The sequence below is a fragment of the Streptomyces sp. NPDC005004 genome (genome assembly GCF_053600675.1).
The window spans coordinates 304,132-317,931 of the sequence record NZ_JBSGAH010000009.1 but is presented as its reverse complement, the minus strand read 5'-3'; the positions used below and the strand labels follow the sequence as shown (position 1 = coordinate 317,931).

The following is a 13,800-nucleotide window of genomic DNA, read 5'->3' as shown; positions in this document are numbered from 1 at the left end:
CCTGACGCCAGCTCAATGCGCGGCCATGCTGCCCCGCCTGGAAGCGATCCTCGACCAGCAGCAGTCTGACGACAGCGACCCTGTCATCCGACGGCACATCGAAGACGTTAGGCAGTTGATCACTGTCCTGCGGTTCTGTGTGGACAAGGACGTCGAGCTCATCTTCGGGTAGTCCCGGGAGCGCGGAGTGCCCCGCCCCGCGGGGATGGGCCGTGGTTACGGGACAGCCTTTAGTCGCCTTCGTCGCACGCAGCGTCGAAAGCTTTATCGTACGCTTTGTTGTAGGCGGCCGAGTACTTCCCGATGTCCTTCTTCTTCGTGAAATTGGCTGGGGGGATCGGATTGCGGCTCGGTTCGCTGTAAGTGCAGTCGTTGCCGTCCGCCGTCCCGGCCTGGCGGCCCGCGATCTTGCCTGCGTTCGCGGGGTTGGGCGGTGCATCGCCCTTCGGCATCAGCTTGGCGGCAGATGCTGCCGCGGCCTGGGGGGTCTCGGCTGATGCCTGCGACATCAGCGTCGGCGTGAACGCCAGCACCGATGCTGCGACAAGAGGGCTCACTGTGGCCGCGATGACTCGGTTGATGCGCATAACAACTCTCCTCTCCCTTGGAGGCGACACGCGCATGGAGAGATGGTCCCGGATCACGTCACATTCGATGCGGCTCTGAAGCAGGACGCGGCACTGGCGCTTCGATGCGCTTGGCGAGATAAGGACCGGCGAATTTCAGCCTGCCGCATCAGCGTCACCGGGTGCGGGTGGTCCTCGCTTTGTGCGCCTGCATTTCGATGCTAGCGCGCGAAATGCGGCATGTCCACGGGGCAGGAGCGATATATGTTATTGATGCCTAAATTGTTGTGAGTCGATGACGATAAACACCTCCGCGCTCGCCGGGGGGGCGGAGCGCCTGCCCCAACTCCGAACCCAAGCCCCCGTGAGCTCTTCGCGAAGCTCCAGGCGAAGCACGGAACCTGGTGGTCGTCGACCAGCCGGCTTCTATACATCACCCGCAGCCGTCCTGGACGCTCTTCCGCCAAGGCTTCCTCACTCAGCCGGGGAGAGGCCGTCGGCAGAAACGGACTTGGCGTCGTCTCAGGCGCTGCGCCCCATGGAGTCGGAAGATGTCGACACGAACAACACGGTCCAGTGCGGTCGGCAGGTCCCCCACCCTGCCGACCGCACCGTGCGAGCCACCGACGTGCGAGGTCACAAGAAGTCGAAGCCGCCTCCCTGCCTGTGCTCCTCCGTCCAGCGGAACGGACCGAACTTCTTGTACCTGACTCTTCTGACGTAGCCGGGGCCCGTCTCCTCGATGACCTCCTCATCGGGGGTGCGCGCACGGGCCACGGCCATGGCGGCGGCCCCCCCGACGGTCTCGGACAGCACGATCAGCGTGCTGCCCCAGCCGGACGGGATGCCAACGGGGAATCCCGCCAGATGTGAGATCCATCCTCCGAGCCGGAGAGTGGCGGGAGCCAGCCAGATCAGCTCGGCGGCGATGGCGAAGAACGGAAGTGCCAGGGCAACGGCGAATAGGAGTCCCCAGAGGACCTTTCGCTTGGTCCGGTCCTCTCCGGCCAACTCCTCCGCGATCAGCCCACGCATGGCCCTGTGCCCCAAAACAATGGCCTTGGACGTCGCGACGGCCACGACGAAGAAGGACATGTTGAGGACCGCGACGCAGATCGCCAGCGCCGGGAACTTCCCACCGCCGTTGGGCAGGGTGAAGCCGGCCACCCAGAACGAGGCCGTCCACATGCCGATCGCCCCTCCGAGAAGCCCGAACAGCAGGCTCAGCATCCGCACCAGTGCCCGGGCGTTCCGAGCCCGGGGACCGGCGTTGCGGGCCGCTTCCATTCTCGCCGTCTCAAGCTGCCCGACCAGCTCGGCTGATCTCTTCTCCGACTGCTGCACCAGGCGGCTGGCCTCGGTAAGCGCCAACTTCTGCAGGGGGAAGGGTTCTGCGCCGCCGCCGAGTGGGTTGCGCAGGGCCCGGTGGGCCAACTCGACGGCACGCGGGTTGCGGGCCAGCACGAGGCTCGCCCCCTCGGCCGAGGTGACGCTCAGGGTCGGAGTCTGGTCCGGCACCTGTTCGGGTACCCAGTGGCTGATGAATTGGTACAGCTCGTCGGCGCTGATGAAGCCGTCCGCGTTGATGTCGGCCTCCCCGGTCCGCAGACCGTGCACGACGGCGGAGGTGAACACCGATGCCTTGCCTTCTTCTCTACTGGCGAGGTAGTTCTCGGGTGCGCTCTCGTAGCTGTACTGGAGGGCGGTGGAGGAGGTGATGACGATCCGGCCGCTGCCCTCGAAGGTCTCCTTGAGTTCGACCTCCCCCTGGTCACCGCGGGTACGCATCCCCCTGTTGAAGGCCCCGCTGTAGCAGCAGTCGAGCAGCAGGATGGTGCGTCGGCTGCGGCTCTCTTCCATGCGGTTGGCGATGAACTCCGCGTCGACCGAGGTCGCGGCCAGCGCGTCGAACTCGCTGTCCCGGGTGATGAAGTGCAGCCGGTTGCGGCGGTCCTTGCGGCCGTGGCAGGACAGGTGCAACAACAGAGTGTCGTCGCTGGTGGCCGACCCGAAGAACCGCTCGATCGCCTTCTTCCAGTTCCGCGTCGATTCGTCGACCAGTACGTCCACCTCGAACCCGCCAACCTCCTCGTCGCCCAGGACATCGCGCAGTTGCCGGGCGTCGGAGGCCGCACCGGGCAGGGAGGCGAACCGGGAGTCGTCGTATGTCTCGGTGGCGAGCACCAGGGCCCGCTTAGCCATCGGAGTCCTCTTCGCGGCCGGTGGAGGAGAGGTGTGTCAGAAAGGCTTCGACGATCCGACGGCGCTCGGCGGGCGATCCGGCTTCCAGGACCAGTTCGCTGTCGTCGATCCGGAGGGTGACCGTGCCCGAGGTGCGGCGGGCCAGCCAGTCCTGGACCAGCAGGATCAGTGACCGGACGGCGGGTGCTCCGGCCAGACCCAGGACCAGGGAACTGTAGACGGTGGCGTCACCGGCCCGGGTGCCGTGGGGTGCGGGCGGGGCGGGCGTATGTTCCCTGTGGAGCAGGGGGAGCTGGTCGAGTTCCTCGACCAGCGACTCCATCTCGCGTTCGGTCGTCTCCGCGCCGTCCGGATCGCTGAAGACAAGGCCGATCTCTACCGATTCTCGTGCTCGATTCATTCCGCCCCCCTGGGTGTGGCCAGTCAAAGTGCGGACAGAGTGCCACAAGGGGGTTGCTCAGAGGTCATATTCTCCCATTGTTTTATCCTGCGATGCGGATTTCGTTAGGTGATGCCGGATCACGCCAGGAGATGGTGGCAGCCTCGCCGGTGAGCCGACCAGCCATCAGATCGGCGATCGCTGGGGGGATCATGGCTTCGGAGCGGGCCGGAAGGGTCTCCCAGGGCGTGTATCGAAAGTTCTCTCCGGGAGATCGTCAGGCTGCCCGGCTACGGTGCGGGCATGGTGAATTTCGTGCTGGTTGCGGGTGCACGGCTCGGGGCGTGGGCGTGGGGCGAGGTGGTGCCGCATCTGCGTGCTGCCGGCCACGGCGTCCATCCGTTGACGCTGTCCGGTCTTGCCGACAAGCGGGGTGTACCGGCGGGGCAGGCGACGCACGTCCAGGACATCGTCGCCGAGGTGGAACGCCAGGGTCTGCGTGACGTAGTCCTGGTGGGTCACAGCTACGCGGGAATCCCGGTAGGTCAGGCCGCGGAGCGGATAGGCGACCGACTAGCCCGCGTGGTATTCGTCGACTCGAGTGTGCCAACTGACGGCAAGTCGTTTGTCTCCGCGTGGCCGGACGGCGGCGCGGCAGTGGAGGCATCGATCGCCGAGAACGGAGGTTTTTGGCCGCTCGCGCCAGCCGCTCATTACGACGGCGAAGGTCTCACCGATGAGCAGATCGCACGCCTCGTGCGTGGCTCGACGCCTCACCCAGGTGCCACGCTGACGGAGCCCGCTGTGCTGGCGGGGCCGCTCGGGGAACTGCCGGTGACCTACATCCGGTGCGTGATGCCGGGGACCGGGCCCGACGACGCCGAGCCCGACGAAGACGTGGCTGAGCTGCTGAACAGCAAGTGCTGGCGGCTGGTCAAGATGGACACCGGCCATTGGCCGATGTTCTCCCAGCCGCGCGAGCTGGCGCAGATTCTCCTCAGTGCTGCCGTGGAGTGAGAGCACCTCCATGCCTGCGGGCTGGTTTCGGGCGCGCTTGTACCGATCACAGCCAGTCGCCGATGGACGCTATGAGGACAGTCGCCCGTCGAGAGCGCGCTCCACGACGCACCGCAGTTCGAGCCGGTCCTGAAGGCGATCAGAGTGCCCCGCATCGGTCCTGGCCGGCCCCGCGGCAGGCCGGACCGCGTGCGCGCCGACAAGGTGTACGACTCCCGCCGCAACCGGGCCTACCGGCGCAGACGCGGGTTCAAGGCGAGCATCCTGGTCCCGGCAGACCGCGTCCGCAACCGTCAGAGGCTGGGCTCCCAAGGCGGTCGGCCGCCGAAGTTCGACGGGACCGATGACCGCGAACGTCATGCCGCCGAGTGCGGGATCAACCGCCTCAAGCGGCACGGTCCGTGGCCAAGAGGTGCGGCAGGCTCCCAGTCCGCTACGAAGCGACCGTGCTGGTCGCAGTCCTCGACAAGGGGCTGTGACCAGCAGGGTGCGGCAACACTTACACGGTTTGCCAGGGGTTGGTCTCGTAGCAGTTCACGAGCAGGTCTGTCACGTCGGGATCGACGGTCAACGCCGCCTCATCGATGCTCGCGACCGGGACGGCCGGCGAGATGGAGTTCGAGAGGAAGGCCGCGAGGGTCGGAGAGCCGGACGCCCAGGCTTCGAGGTCTCGGAGGTGGATCTCACGCCGCTCGGACGGGACGCCCTTGGCCTCCAGTCCTCGCTGCAGAAGCTGCATCATGATTCCCGGCAGTACGGCGGCCTGGGGCCAGATGACTCTCTCGCCGTCGAAGAAACCGATGTTCGAGATCGAGGCCTCGCTGATCCGGCTGGTGCGATCGGTGAACAGGACGTCGTCGTACCCGGCGAGCACCGCCTGGCGCCGGCGAAGGCTCAGTCCGAACGTCCCGGCGTGCTTGACGTGGGGCAGATCCCGCTCGTACTCCACTGTCCGCAGCCGCACAGGCGAGGTCCGCGCCGCGAGGGGAGCGCTCGTCGTCACAGCCACGTCCGGCTCCACCTCCTCGCCGCGCAGCACGGCATCCTGACGGCGACTGAAGACGGTCACGCGAACCGTCACCGCGTCCGGGGAAGCAAGGAGCGCGTGCCGCACACAGGACCGCACCCGATCGTCGTCCAGCCCCGCTCCGAACAGTTCCCGCGTACTGTCGTCCAGCCTCTTCAGGTGCAGGTCCAGTCCTCGGACCGCTCGATCCCGCACCTGCAACGAGGAGAAGTGCGAGTAGTTGGCCCGCGCGAGCACCTTCAGGTCCTCGCTGTCCGCTTCGGCACCGTTGACTTCCACCCGGTCGATGTCGACCCCTCCCTCACCCGTACCCGGCCCTACGGCCGTCTCTCGCCCACCCTAGGCACCGCGAAGACGTCACGCACACTAGATCGATTTCGCAACAGGCTCTTGGTGCGGTCCGCCCCGGTATCGGGCGGCGAGTTCGTCGAACCGTCTCGCGATGGCGCGGAACCGCTTGAGCCGACTGACTCCATGAGGGAGCGGCGCAGTGATCAGCCCGCCGGCGAGAGTTGACCGAGCAAGCCGCCGGCCCCGCGATCGACTCCGCTGCCGTACGCCGCGACTGCCGTCGATCCGCAACGAGTTCTCCGGCATCGCCGCGACATCAGCTGGCCCGTACTCGGGGCGTCTCCGTGACGCTGTCGCCAACTGTCGGCGCGGCGGCGTGGGCGTCCTTCTCGGCCGGCTGACGAGGGGCGTGGGTGGGACGGACGGAGGCGAAGGCTGCGGCGAGCTCGTCGAGCAGGGGCGCTGCGGAGGGGTGGGGGTCACGGCGTGGTGTGATCGCGTAGATGCCGCGGGTCGGAGGATCGACGAGAGGCGTGGTGGTGACGCCGGTCCGGAGCGCGCCCGTCAGCACGCCGGGTATCAGCGCGATCGCGTGGCCCGTTGCGACCAGGGCCATTTTGCCGGCCAGGTCGGCTGCGGTGAGGTCGATGCGGGCGCTTACCCCGGCGCGGGCGGCGTGTTGGCGCAGAAGCGCCGCCGAACCGTCGTTGTCCTCGACCCAGGTCTGGTCGGCCAGTGTCTGGATGTGCACCGGGCCGCGCGTGGCGCGCGGATGGCCGACGGGCAGTGCGACGACCATGTCGTCCAGCCCGAGGAACCGTCGTTCGACGGCGGGGTCATGGGGCAGCCCTGGCGGTGCATCGGTGACGACGGCGACGTCGAGGTCGCCGGCGACCACGCGCTTGTGCAGTTGCGCGCTCAGGCCGGGTAGCAGGCTCCACCGGATGGATCCGGCTCGTTCGAGCAGTCCCCTGATGGCCTGGGGAACGATCCCCGCGGCCAGAGACGGTGTCGCGCCGACAGCCAGCGGCCGATTCGACGTCCCGTCACGCACGTCTCGTACGGCTCGAACAGCGCGGTCCGCCTCGTTGAGGGTGGCCACGGCGTGGTGCCGGAAGACCTCGCCGGCAGGGGTCGGGCGCACACCGCGCGCATGGCGTTCCACCAGAGGAACGCCGAGTTGCCGCTCCAGCCCGGCGATCTGCCGGGAGACGGCCGACTGCGTGTGATTGAGCTCGATGGCCGCCGCCGACAGTGACCCGAGTCGGCACACGGTCACGAAGGTCCGCCACACCGTTAGTTCCATGGCATCAGTATGCGCAGCTGTCATGCGTTCCCGGCATGACTGGCCTGCGCGATATGCGCTTGTCGCAGTCTTCCTGATCCGCCACTGTGGCGTGCATGACCACACCGCACACGATCGCCGTCCTCGGCCTGGGGCGCATGGGTGCCGCGATCGCGACTCGACTCACTGCCCAGAACTGGGACGTCGTGGGCTGGACACGCTCAGGGCGCACACCAGACGTCTTCAAGACGGTCGGCGATCCGCATGAGGCAGTGGCACGGGCGGATCTCGTGCTCCTGGCGTTGTTCGACGGCCCGGCCTGCCGGCAGGTCCTCGACGTTGTCCGTGCCTCGCTGCGACCCGACACGATGGTGTTGAACACCAGCACCATCGCTCCTGCCGAGGCGTCGATTCTGGCCCGGCAGCTCGGGCCGTCCTATGTCCACGCGCCCGTGCTCGGCTCCGTGCCGGCTGCCGCCGCGGGCACCCTCCAGATTCTCGCCGCCGCCGACCAGGACACGCTCGATCGGGCCCGACCGGTTCTGGAAACGCTCGGCACCGTCCGGCGCGTCGACAACGCCTCCACCGCCGCCGCGCTCAAGCTGATCGCCAACAGCAGCCTCGCCGGGGCCGTCCTCGCGCTGCGGGACTCACTGCGGCAGGCCGACGCACTCGGTCTGCCGCGCGCCGAGGCGCTGGACGTCCTCGAACTTGGCCAGCTGGGTGGGCTCGTGGCCCGCAAACGGCCCTTTCTTGACGGTGAACCGCCCGCCGGTACCGCCGACTTCACGATGGGTGCGCTGGTCAAGGACATGGCTCTGCTGGCCGACGCGTCCAACACGCCTCTGCGCAGCGCCGTCGGTCCAACCGACGCCTGTGCCGCCCCCGAGGCCGACATCGCCCTTGCCGCCACGGTCCCCGCTGTGGGGGAGGCGGTTCTCGAACCGCTCCGCGCCTACATTCGCGGACATGCCACCGGCGAGCCCACCCACTTCCGCGACGCTTTCCTGCCCACCTCCCACATCGAGGGAATTCGGGACGGCGCTTTCGTCTCGTGGTCTCTGGATGAATACTGCGCTCTCTTTCACGGCCACTCGGCCCCGGACGAACCGAGCCGCTCTCGCCGGATCGACAGCGTCGACGTCCACGGCACCATCGCGACCGCGACCATGACGCTCCGGCACGGCGCGGACACCTTCACCGACATCTTCCTGCTGGTCCGCGTCGACGACAGTTGGCGCATCGCCAACAAGGCTTATCACCGGCACTCATGAGAGAGCGGGAACCGATCCACCGCCTGTTTCAGGATCACTTCGGGATCGGGTGTTCCGGCCGGTGAGGTCGGTGTTGCCCCGGCCGGTCCCTCGGTTCGCCAACGTGACTGCCCCCGCCCGTGAATCGATGAACTCGGCCCGGCCGCGGGGAACGACGAGTACGGACCGCAGGACGGCTCCATGTGCCTTGGCCCGGGCGTGGGCTCCTGCGGCACCGCGGCGCATCGGCACCGACGGACGCCGGATCGGTGCCCGGCCCCGCACGGTGGGCGAGTACTTCGCCTCTGGACAGCCCCTGTTGCGGCCGTTACCCGAGACGCCTTCGAAGCCGGCCGGCTCTTCAGCCCGACGGTGGACCGATACGGGCAGATCACCGTGCGGCAGAGCCATTACTCGGTGCAGGTCCATTTGACAGGCCGGAAGGCGAGGGTGTTCTTGCACGCTTCCGAGCTGGTGGTCTACGACGGCCGCGCCGAGGTCGCCTGGCACGAACGGCTGCCACCCGCGGCGGTGTCCTGCGGGAGCCAGACCACTACCTGGCGGCGCCGGTGCGCGAACCCGGTGCGCTGCCGGGCGCGGCCGCGCTGGAACAGGCCCGCGTCGCAGGGAAGTTCACCCCGGTCCACGATGCTTGGTGAGCCGCCGCTCGCAAAGCCCATGGCGACCCGGCCGGCGCGCGGGCGCTGATCGAGGTCCTACTGCTACACCGCGCCATGAGGCCGGCCGCTCGCGGAGCCGAACTGCTGTTCCAGGTGCTGACAGGGCACGAGGAGAAGAACAGCGTGGCCGTAGCCTCGAACGAAAGCAGCCGTCGAGGAGGTGGAAGCCCACGCTCCTGGCCTAGACCGCGGACCGCGTCCAGGCAGGTACTGTCAGCTCCGCCGGCAGCTGATGAGCAGGAACGGCGGCAAGCCAGCCCGTTGCGGCTGTTCGGCCACCACCCGCGCGTTCGGGGTCGGCTCCGCGGCGCCCTCGATCGTGAACCCCTGTCCAACCAGGGCGGTCACATAGGTGGAGAGCGTCCGGTGCTGGTTCCCGGCTCGTCGAGCACCGTCCGGGTTGGCCGACCGCCAGAATCCCTCCGCGAGGTAGGTTCCCACCACGCGGCCCCGGGGCTGATCTCCGTCATCGAGCCACCGCGCGTGCGGAGCCTCGAAGCAGGGATGCGGAACGGTGAAGACCAGATGCCCTCCAGGCACCAGGACCCGCTGCACAGCACTGACCGCGGCTGTCAGGTCAGGCACGTTGTTCAGGGACAGCCCAGCGGTCACCCACTCCACACTGCCGGTCGCGACAGTGGCCAGGGAGCAGCCGTCGTCCACGGCATAACGGGCGCCGCTCGCGCTGGTCTGCTCGGCGGCCCGGGCATGGCCGATCATGCGCGGTGACGGGTCGATACCGACCACGGACCCCCCGCGACTGGCCAGCGCGCGAGTGATCAGCCCCTCCCCGCACCCGAGATCCAGGATGCGCTGACCGCGCAGGTCGGCAGGAAGCCTGTCGAGGAGAACATCGCGGGCGAATTCGTGCATCGCAGAGCCGGTCCGCACCCGCTCGGCATACCAATCGGCGATCGTGTCCCAGGTCTCTGTCATCAAGACCTGCACGCTACTGACCAATCACCCGATGAACCACCGGGTTGAAGGAGAGCCATCGAACCGCTCCGGGGGGCAAATCACTCGGTCAACCGGGGCCGCTGCATACGGCCGAAGCCACCCGCACCCGCGCCGTCGACCACTCGCTGAACCCTTGATGAGTTGTTGCCCCTGACAGCCCGGGAGGCACTGTCGGCAGTTGCTGCCACGTGCATCCCGACGTGGTCACGAACACGATCGGCGCCAGCACCTCGCGGTCGCCATGCCGACGCCGACCACGACCCCGAGGCCGCGACGGCATCTCCGGCTCCGCCCGCTGGAACAGCTCCCACAGCTCCTCCGGCACCAGCCGCTCAACAATCCCCACGACCTGTCGCCGCGCCTACGACTCGCCCGAGCATGGGCTCTCAGTCCAGGTCGCCTGAAGGTCACGGCAAACAATCGTGACAGTGCCGTCCCAGCAGGCGATTTCGTGGCTACAGCCGTCCCCGTGCGGCAGGATCTCGTCGAGAATCACAGCCCCGAGGTCCGTCCCTCGGCCCTTGTCGACGGGATCGACGGTGAACCTCGACACCCCTGTGTAGCGGAGCAGCAGGTCTTCGTCATGCTTCCAGCAGCTGTGCTGGAACTCGACCTCCACGTCCTCGGCGCCGGCGCCCCGCACAGCCCGGAGCGCCAGGTCCTTCACACATCGCCTGCCGCGGAAGTCGTAGTGGTCCGCGTCCGTGGCGAAAGCCCGGGCGCCTGGCGGCAAGTCACCGAACCGGGAGCAGGTAGCTCAGGTAGCGAGACAGGTCCAAGGCCCCTGACACGTCGCCGACCTGCGCATCGATATCGACGCACTTCATCGGCTTTCGCCCCGCTCCTCTTCCCACCGGCCGACGAATCGTCGCACAGTCACACCGGGTGATCAGGACGACGACCCAGGTACGCGCACGCGATCACGTCCCGCGACCGCCACGTGCCCGGGCATCCGCGCGGGGTGCGCGCATGGCCTGTGGTGTGTGCCGCGGGTGGCCGGGGTACTCGGGGGTGCCCTCATCGTGCGGGGCGCCCCGCGGGAACCCAGGCCGTCACGGCTCGAAGGCTGCGGGGCACCCGGCGTCCCCCCATCCCGTCTGCGAGGCCTCCGATGAGCCGTCTCTTCTCGCCGCTCACCCTCCGCGGCACGACCTTCCGGAACCGGGCCTGGGTGGCGCCCATGTGCCAGTACAGCTCGGTCGACGGCTATCCGCAGGACTGGCATCTGGTCCATCTCGGCTCCCTGGCACGCGGCGGGTCCGGCCTGGTCATGCAGGAGGCCACGGCAGTGGAACCCGAGGGGCGGATCACCCCTTCCGACGCCGGCATCTGGGACGACGCGCAGGCCGCCGCGTACAAGCGGATCACCGACTTCGTCCACGGGCAGGGAGCCGTTGCCGGCATCCAGATCTCCCACGCCGGCCGCAAGGCGTCGACGGCACCGCCCTGGGAGGGTGACATGTACGTCGAACCGGAGGACGGAGGATGGGAGACGGTCGCACCGTCACCGCTGCCGTTCGGCGACTGGCCGGCCCCGCGGGAGCTCAGCGCTGACGACATCCGCGCTCTGGTCCGGGCCTTCAGCGAGGCCGCCGCGCGGGCGCTGTCCGCCGGCTTCGAGGTCCTGGAGATCCACGCCGCGCACGGCTATCTGCTGCACCAGTTCCTGTCACCGCTGTCCAACCACCGTGGCGACGAGTACGGAGGCGATCTCGACGGGCGCAGCCGTTTCCTGGTCCAGGTCACCGACGCCGTGCGGGCGCAGTGGCCGGAGGACCGCCCGCTGTTCGTACGCTTCTCGGCCACGGACTGGGCCGACGGCGGCTGGACCCCGGAGGAGACGGTCGAGCTGTCGCGGCAACTGGTTGCCCACGGCGTCGATCTGGTGGACGTCACCAGCGGTGGGCTCGTCCACAACGCCCGTATCGAAGTGGAGCCCGGCTACCAGGTGCCCTTCGCCCGAACCGTCCGCGAGGGCGCGGCCCTGCCCGTCTCCGCCGTCGGCCTGATCACCGCACCGGAGCAGGCCGACCAGATCCTCGTGGACCGCTCGGCCGACGCGATCATGCTCGCGCGCGAACTGCTGCGCAATCCGACCTGGCCGCTCCGCGCGGCCTACGTGCTCGGTGACGACGTGCCGTGGCCGAAGCAGTACCAGCGTGGCCGCCCACGTCATCGCTGAGCCCGTCGTCGCCCACGCCCCGGGAATGCGGCGGCAAGGCCCGCGATGGGGCTTGGCCAGGGCGTGGTCGGCGCCGTCCACCGGAAGATGCTCGCCGATCTCCTCGGTCTCGCCGACGGCTCGGCTCAACAGGCGCACAGGTTTCGGGCTGTTCGGCGCATCGCTGGTCAGCGGCGCGGCAGCACGCCCAGGAGGGTGGCGGTCAGGGCCTGCTTCAAATAGTCCTTCAGATCCAGGTGGAAGCGGGCCAGCTCGGGCTCGGCCTCGTACGCCGCCCGCAGGCTGGGTGGGGGCGTGCTGTACGCCGACAGCGCGCCGGCCATGACCATGGTCTGCAGGCTGAACAGTGTCGCGTTCTCGCCCAGCTCCGGCAGGTACTTCCGCAGCAGGGCGGCCATGGTGGTCAGGTGGTCAAGAGAGGCGCGCTTGTAGCGTGCCACCACCTCGACGGAGACGTTGTGCTCCAGGACGCCGCCCTGTGCGCCGAAGAGCTCGCACAGCACCACTCGGCCGGACAGCGAGCGGCTGAGGATCTCGGCCACCGCAGCCGCTCGCTCGGGCATGGGGAGGTCTTCGTCGACGCCGGCGGCCAACTCCCCTGCCAGTTCCGTCAGCCACTCCCGCAGATAGCGGTCGAGCAGCTCCAGCAGCACCGCCTCGCGGGACTCGAAGTAGCGCAGCACGTTCGGCTTCGCCAGGCCTACCCGGCGGCTGAGCTCGTTCAGGGTGACCGCGGCCACAGGCATCTCGTCGAGCATCGCGGACGCCATGTCGAGGATCGCCCGTCGACGGATCTCCCGCTGCTCTTCGGTTCGCGCCCGCTGGAAAGTCACGCTCCCATTCTAGATTAGGTACCTTCGGTACGTTGACAACGTACCGAAGGTACTTTAACTTCGGACGTGCAAGATACCTTCGGTACGTTAACTGGCTGAGGAGCCTTCCATGAGCGAGAAGTGGACGACAGCGAACATTCCGGACCAGCGCGGGCGGGTGGCCGTGGTGACCGGGGCCAACACCGGGCTGGGGTACGAGACCGCCAAGGCTCTCGCCGAGCGCGGGGCGTCCGTGGTGCTCGCCGTGCGCGACGTCGACAAGGGCGTGCGGGCAGCGGCCCGCATGACCGGTGACGTCACAGTGCAGGCCCTGGACCTGACCTCACTCGACTCCGTGCGGACCGCGGCGGCGGCACTGCGGTCCCGGATCGACCGGATCGACCTGCTGATCAACAACGCCGGCGTGATGTACACCCCGAAGCAGACCACCGCCGACGGCTTCGAGATGCAGTTCGGCACCAACCACCTCGGCCACTTCGCGCTCACCGGGCTGCTGCTCGACCTGATGCTGCCGGTGCCCGGCTCGCGCGTGGTGACGGTCAGCAGCACCGGCCACCGCATCCGGGCCGCGATCCACTTCGACGACCTGCAGTGGGAGCGGTCGTACGGCCGGGCCGCCGCCTACGGTCAGTCCAAGCTGGCCAACCTGATGTTCACCTACGAGCTCCAGCGCCGGCTCGCGGCGCACGGCACCACCGTCGCGCTGGCCGCCCATCCCGGCATGTCCAACACCGACCTCATCCGCAACACCCCCACCGCGCTCCGCCTGCCCGTCACCTGGCTCGCACCGCTGATCACCCAGACGCCGGCCATGGGCGCCCTGCCGACCCTGCGCGCCGCCACCGACCCCGGCGCGCTCGGCGGCCAGTACTACGGTCCCGGCGGGCGCAACGAGGTCAAGGGCCACCCCCGACTGGTCACCTCCAGCCCGAAGTCGTACGAGGTAGCCGTCCAACAGCGGCTGTGGACCGTCTCCGAAGACCTCACCGGCGTGAAGTTCCCCGTCCTCCAGTCCCGGCAGAGCCCGCTTCCCTCCGGATCGGCCATCACGATGTAGCCCACGGTGGCAGGAGACGCCGACCGGCCGGCGCGGCGCCGCCCGACGGTCGGCGCGCTCAAGAAGCGGCC

The 13,800-nt window shown here is 68.6% G+C and carries 13 protein-coding genes and 2 pseudogenes; 5 read left to right on the top strand and 10 right to left on the bottom strand.

Going from position 1 to position 13,800, the window contains the following annotated elements:
* Positions 1 to 230: 230 nt before the first annotated feature.
* The 4 genes and pseudogenes from ACWEEU_RS15960 to ACWEEU_RS15945 form a co-directional block, all read right to left on the bottom strand.
* Positions 231 to 587, bottom strand: coding sequence for a hypothetical protein (locus ACWEEU_RS15960; protein ID WP_385744553.1), 357 nt, complete (start codon positions 585 to 587; stop codon positions 231 to 233).
* A 615-nt stretch (positions 588 to 1,202) separates the two neighbouring features.
* Positions 1,203 to 2,768 carry a caspase family protein gene (locus ACWEEU_RS15955; RefSeq protein ID WP_451732704.1) on the bottom strand — a complete coding sequence of 522 codons (1,566 nt, stop codon included), beginning with the start codon at positions 2,766 to 2,768 and terminating at the stop codon, positions 1,203 to 1,205.
* Positions 2,761 to 3,168: an effector-associated constant component EACC1 gene (locus ACWEEU_RS15950; RefSeq protein ID WP_385744557.1), complete on the bottom strand. Its 408-nt coding sequence runs from the start codon at positions 3,166 to 3,168 to the stop codon at positions 2,761 to 2,763. Before ACWEEU_RS15950 ends, ACWEEU_RS15955 begins: the two co-directional genes overlap by 8 nt.
* An 82-nt stretch (positions 3,169 to 3,250) precedes the next feature.
* Positions 3,251 to 3,391: pseudogene (locus ACWEEU_RS15945) on the bottom strand (IS5 family transposase); the annotation flags it as partial.
* A 59-nt stretch (positions 3,392 to 3,450) separates the two neighbouring features.
* Here ACWEEU_RS15945 and ACWEEU_RS15940 point away from each other — a divergent pair.
* A complete protein-coding gene (locus tag ACWEEU_RS15940) occupies positions 3,451 to 4,164 on the top strand; it encodes an alpha/beta fold hydrolase (RefSeq protein ID WP_451732701.1) in 714 nt (237 codons plus the stop codon).
* 499 nt (positions 4,165 to 4,663) lie between these two features.
* Here ACWEEU_RS15940 and ACWEEU_RS15935 read toward each other — a convergent pair whose 3' ends face one another.
* On the bottom strand, positions 4,664 to 5,470 hold the full coding sequence (locus ACWEEU_RS15935) for an aminotransferase class IV family protein (RefSeq protein ID WP_451732698.1): 807 nt from the start codon (positions 5,468 to 5,470) through the stop codon (positions 4,664 to 4,666).
* A 328-nt stretch (positions 5,471 to 5,798) separates the two neighbouring features.
* Entirely contained in the window at positions 5,799 to 6,788 is a 990-nt protein-coding gene (locus ACWEEU_RS15930) for a LysR family transcriptional regulator (RefSeq protein WP_451732695.1), read from the bottom strand.
* Between the two features lie 95 nt (positions 6,789 to 6,883).
* On the opposite strand from ACWEEU_RS15930, the gene ACWEEU_RS15925 reads away from it, so the two are divergent.
* Together ACWEEU_RS15925 and ACWEEU_RS15920 are read left to right on the top strand one after the other, a co-directional pair.
* On the top strand, positions 6,884 to 8,041 hold the full coding sequence (locus ACWEEU_RS15925; protein ID WP_451732692.1) for a nuclear transport factor 2 family protein: 1,158 nt from the start codon (positions 6,884 to 6,886) through the stop codon (positions 8,039 to 8,041).
* Between the two features lie 180 nt (positions 8,042 to 8,221).
* The gene (locus ACWEEU_RS15920) at positions 8,222 to 8,728 is read left to right on the top strand and encodes a Mu transposase domain-containing protein (RefSeq protein WP_451732689.1); all 507 of its coding nucleotides are present in this window, start codon (positions 8,222 to 8,224) and stop codon (positions 8,726 to 8,728) included.
* Between the two features lie 185 nt (positions 8,729 to 8,913).
* On the opposite strand, the gene ACWEEU_RS15915 is transcribed toward ACWEEU_RS15920, so the two are convergent.
* From ACWEEU_RS15915 to ACWEEU_RS15905, 3 genes and pseudogenes are all read right to left on the bottom strand, one after another.
* A complete protein-coding gene (locus tag ACWEEU_RS15915) occupies positions 8,914 to 9,636 on the bottom strand; it encodes a class I SAM-dependent methyltransferase (RefSeq protein WP_451732742.1) in 723 nt (240 codons plus the stop codon).
* A gap of 124 nt (positions 9,637 to 9,760) precedes the next feature.
* Positions 9,761 to 10,003: pseudogene (locus ACWEEU_RS15910) on the bottom strand (transposase); the annotation flags it as partial.
* A gap of 15 nt (positions 10,004 to 10,018) precedes the next feature.
* Entirely contained in the window at positions 10,019 to 10,324 is a 306-nt protein-coding gene (locus ACWEEU_RS15905; protein ID WP_451732686.1) for a hypothetical protein, read from the bottom strand.
* Positions 10,325 to 10,768: 444 nt separating this feature from the next.
* On the opposite strand from ACWEEU_RS15905, the gene ACWEEU_RS15900 reads away from it, so the two are divergent.
* Positions 10,769 to 11,839: an NADH:flavin oxidoreductase/NADH oxidase gene (locus ACWEEU_RS15900; RefSeq protein ID WP_451732683.1), complete on the top strand. Its 1,071-nt coding sequence runs from the start codon at positions 10,769 to 10,771 to the stop codon at positions 11,837 to 11,839.
* 167 nt (positions 11,840 to 12,006) lie between these two features.
* On the opposite strand, the gene ACWEEU_RS15895 is transcribed toward ACWEEU_RS15900, so the two are convergent.
* Positions 12,007 to 12,672 (bottom strand): TetR/AcrR family transcriptional regulator, encoded by a 666-nt coding sequence (locus ACWEEU_RS15895; RefSeq protein WP_385744575.1) that lies wholly within the window; start codon positions 12,670 to 12,672, stop codon positions 12,007 to 12,009.
* A gap of 109 nt (positions 12,673 to 12,781) precedes the next feature.
* Here ACWEEU_RS15895 and ACWEEU_RS15890 point away from each other — a divergent pair, with 109 nt between their 5' ends.
* The gene (locus ACWEEU_RS15890) at positions 12,782 to 13,729 is read left to right on the top strand and encodes an SDR family NAD(P)-dependent oxidoreductase (protein ID WP_451732680.1); all 948 of its coding nucleotides are present in this window, start codon (positions 12,782 to 12,784) and stop codon (positions 13,727 to 13,729) included.
* Positions 13,730 to 13,800: the final 71 nt, after the last annotated feature.

Coding starts and splice junctions, on each gene's coding strand:
- ACWEEU_RS15960 (WP_385744553.1), bottom strand. CDS start 587: ATGCGCATCAACCGAGTCATCGCGGCCACAGTGAGCCCTCTTGTCGCA.
- ACWEEU_RS15955 (WP_451732704.1), bottom strand. CDS start 2,768: ATGGCTAAGCGGGCCCTGGTGCTCGCCACCGAGACATACGACGACTCC.
- ACWEEU_RS15950 (WP_385744557.1), bottom strand. CDS start 3,168: ATGAATCGAGCACGAGAATCGGTAGAGATCGGCCTTGTCTTCAGCGAT.
- ACWEEU_RS15940 (WP_451732701.1), top strand. CDS start 3,451: ATGGTGAATTTCGTGCTGGTTGCGGGTGCACGGCTCGGGGCGTGGGCG.
- ACWEEU_RS15930 (WP_451732695.1), bottom strand. CDS start 6,788: ATGGAACTAACGGTGTGGCGGACCTTCGTGACCGTGTGCCGACTCGGG.
- ACWEEU_RS15925 (WP_451732692.1), top strand. CDS start 6,884: ATGACCACACCGCACACGATCGCCGTCCTCGGCCTGGGGCGCATGGGT.
- ACWEEU_RS15920 (WP_451732689.1), top strand. CDS start 8,222: ATGTGCCTTGGCCCGGGCGTGGGCTCCTGCGGCACCGCGGCGCATCGG.
- ACWEEU_RS15915 (WP_451732742.1), bottom strand. CDS start 9,636: ATGACAGAGACCTGGGACACGATCGCCGATTGGTATGCCGAGCGGGTG.
- ACWEEU_RS15900 (WP_451732683.1), top strand. CDS start 10,769: ATGAGCCGTCTCTTCTCGCCGCTCACCCTCCGCGGCACGACCTTCCGG.
- ACWEEU_RS15890 (WP_451732680.1), top strand. CDS start 12,782: ATGAGCGAGAAGTGGACGACAGCGAACATTCCGGACCAGCGCGGGCGG.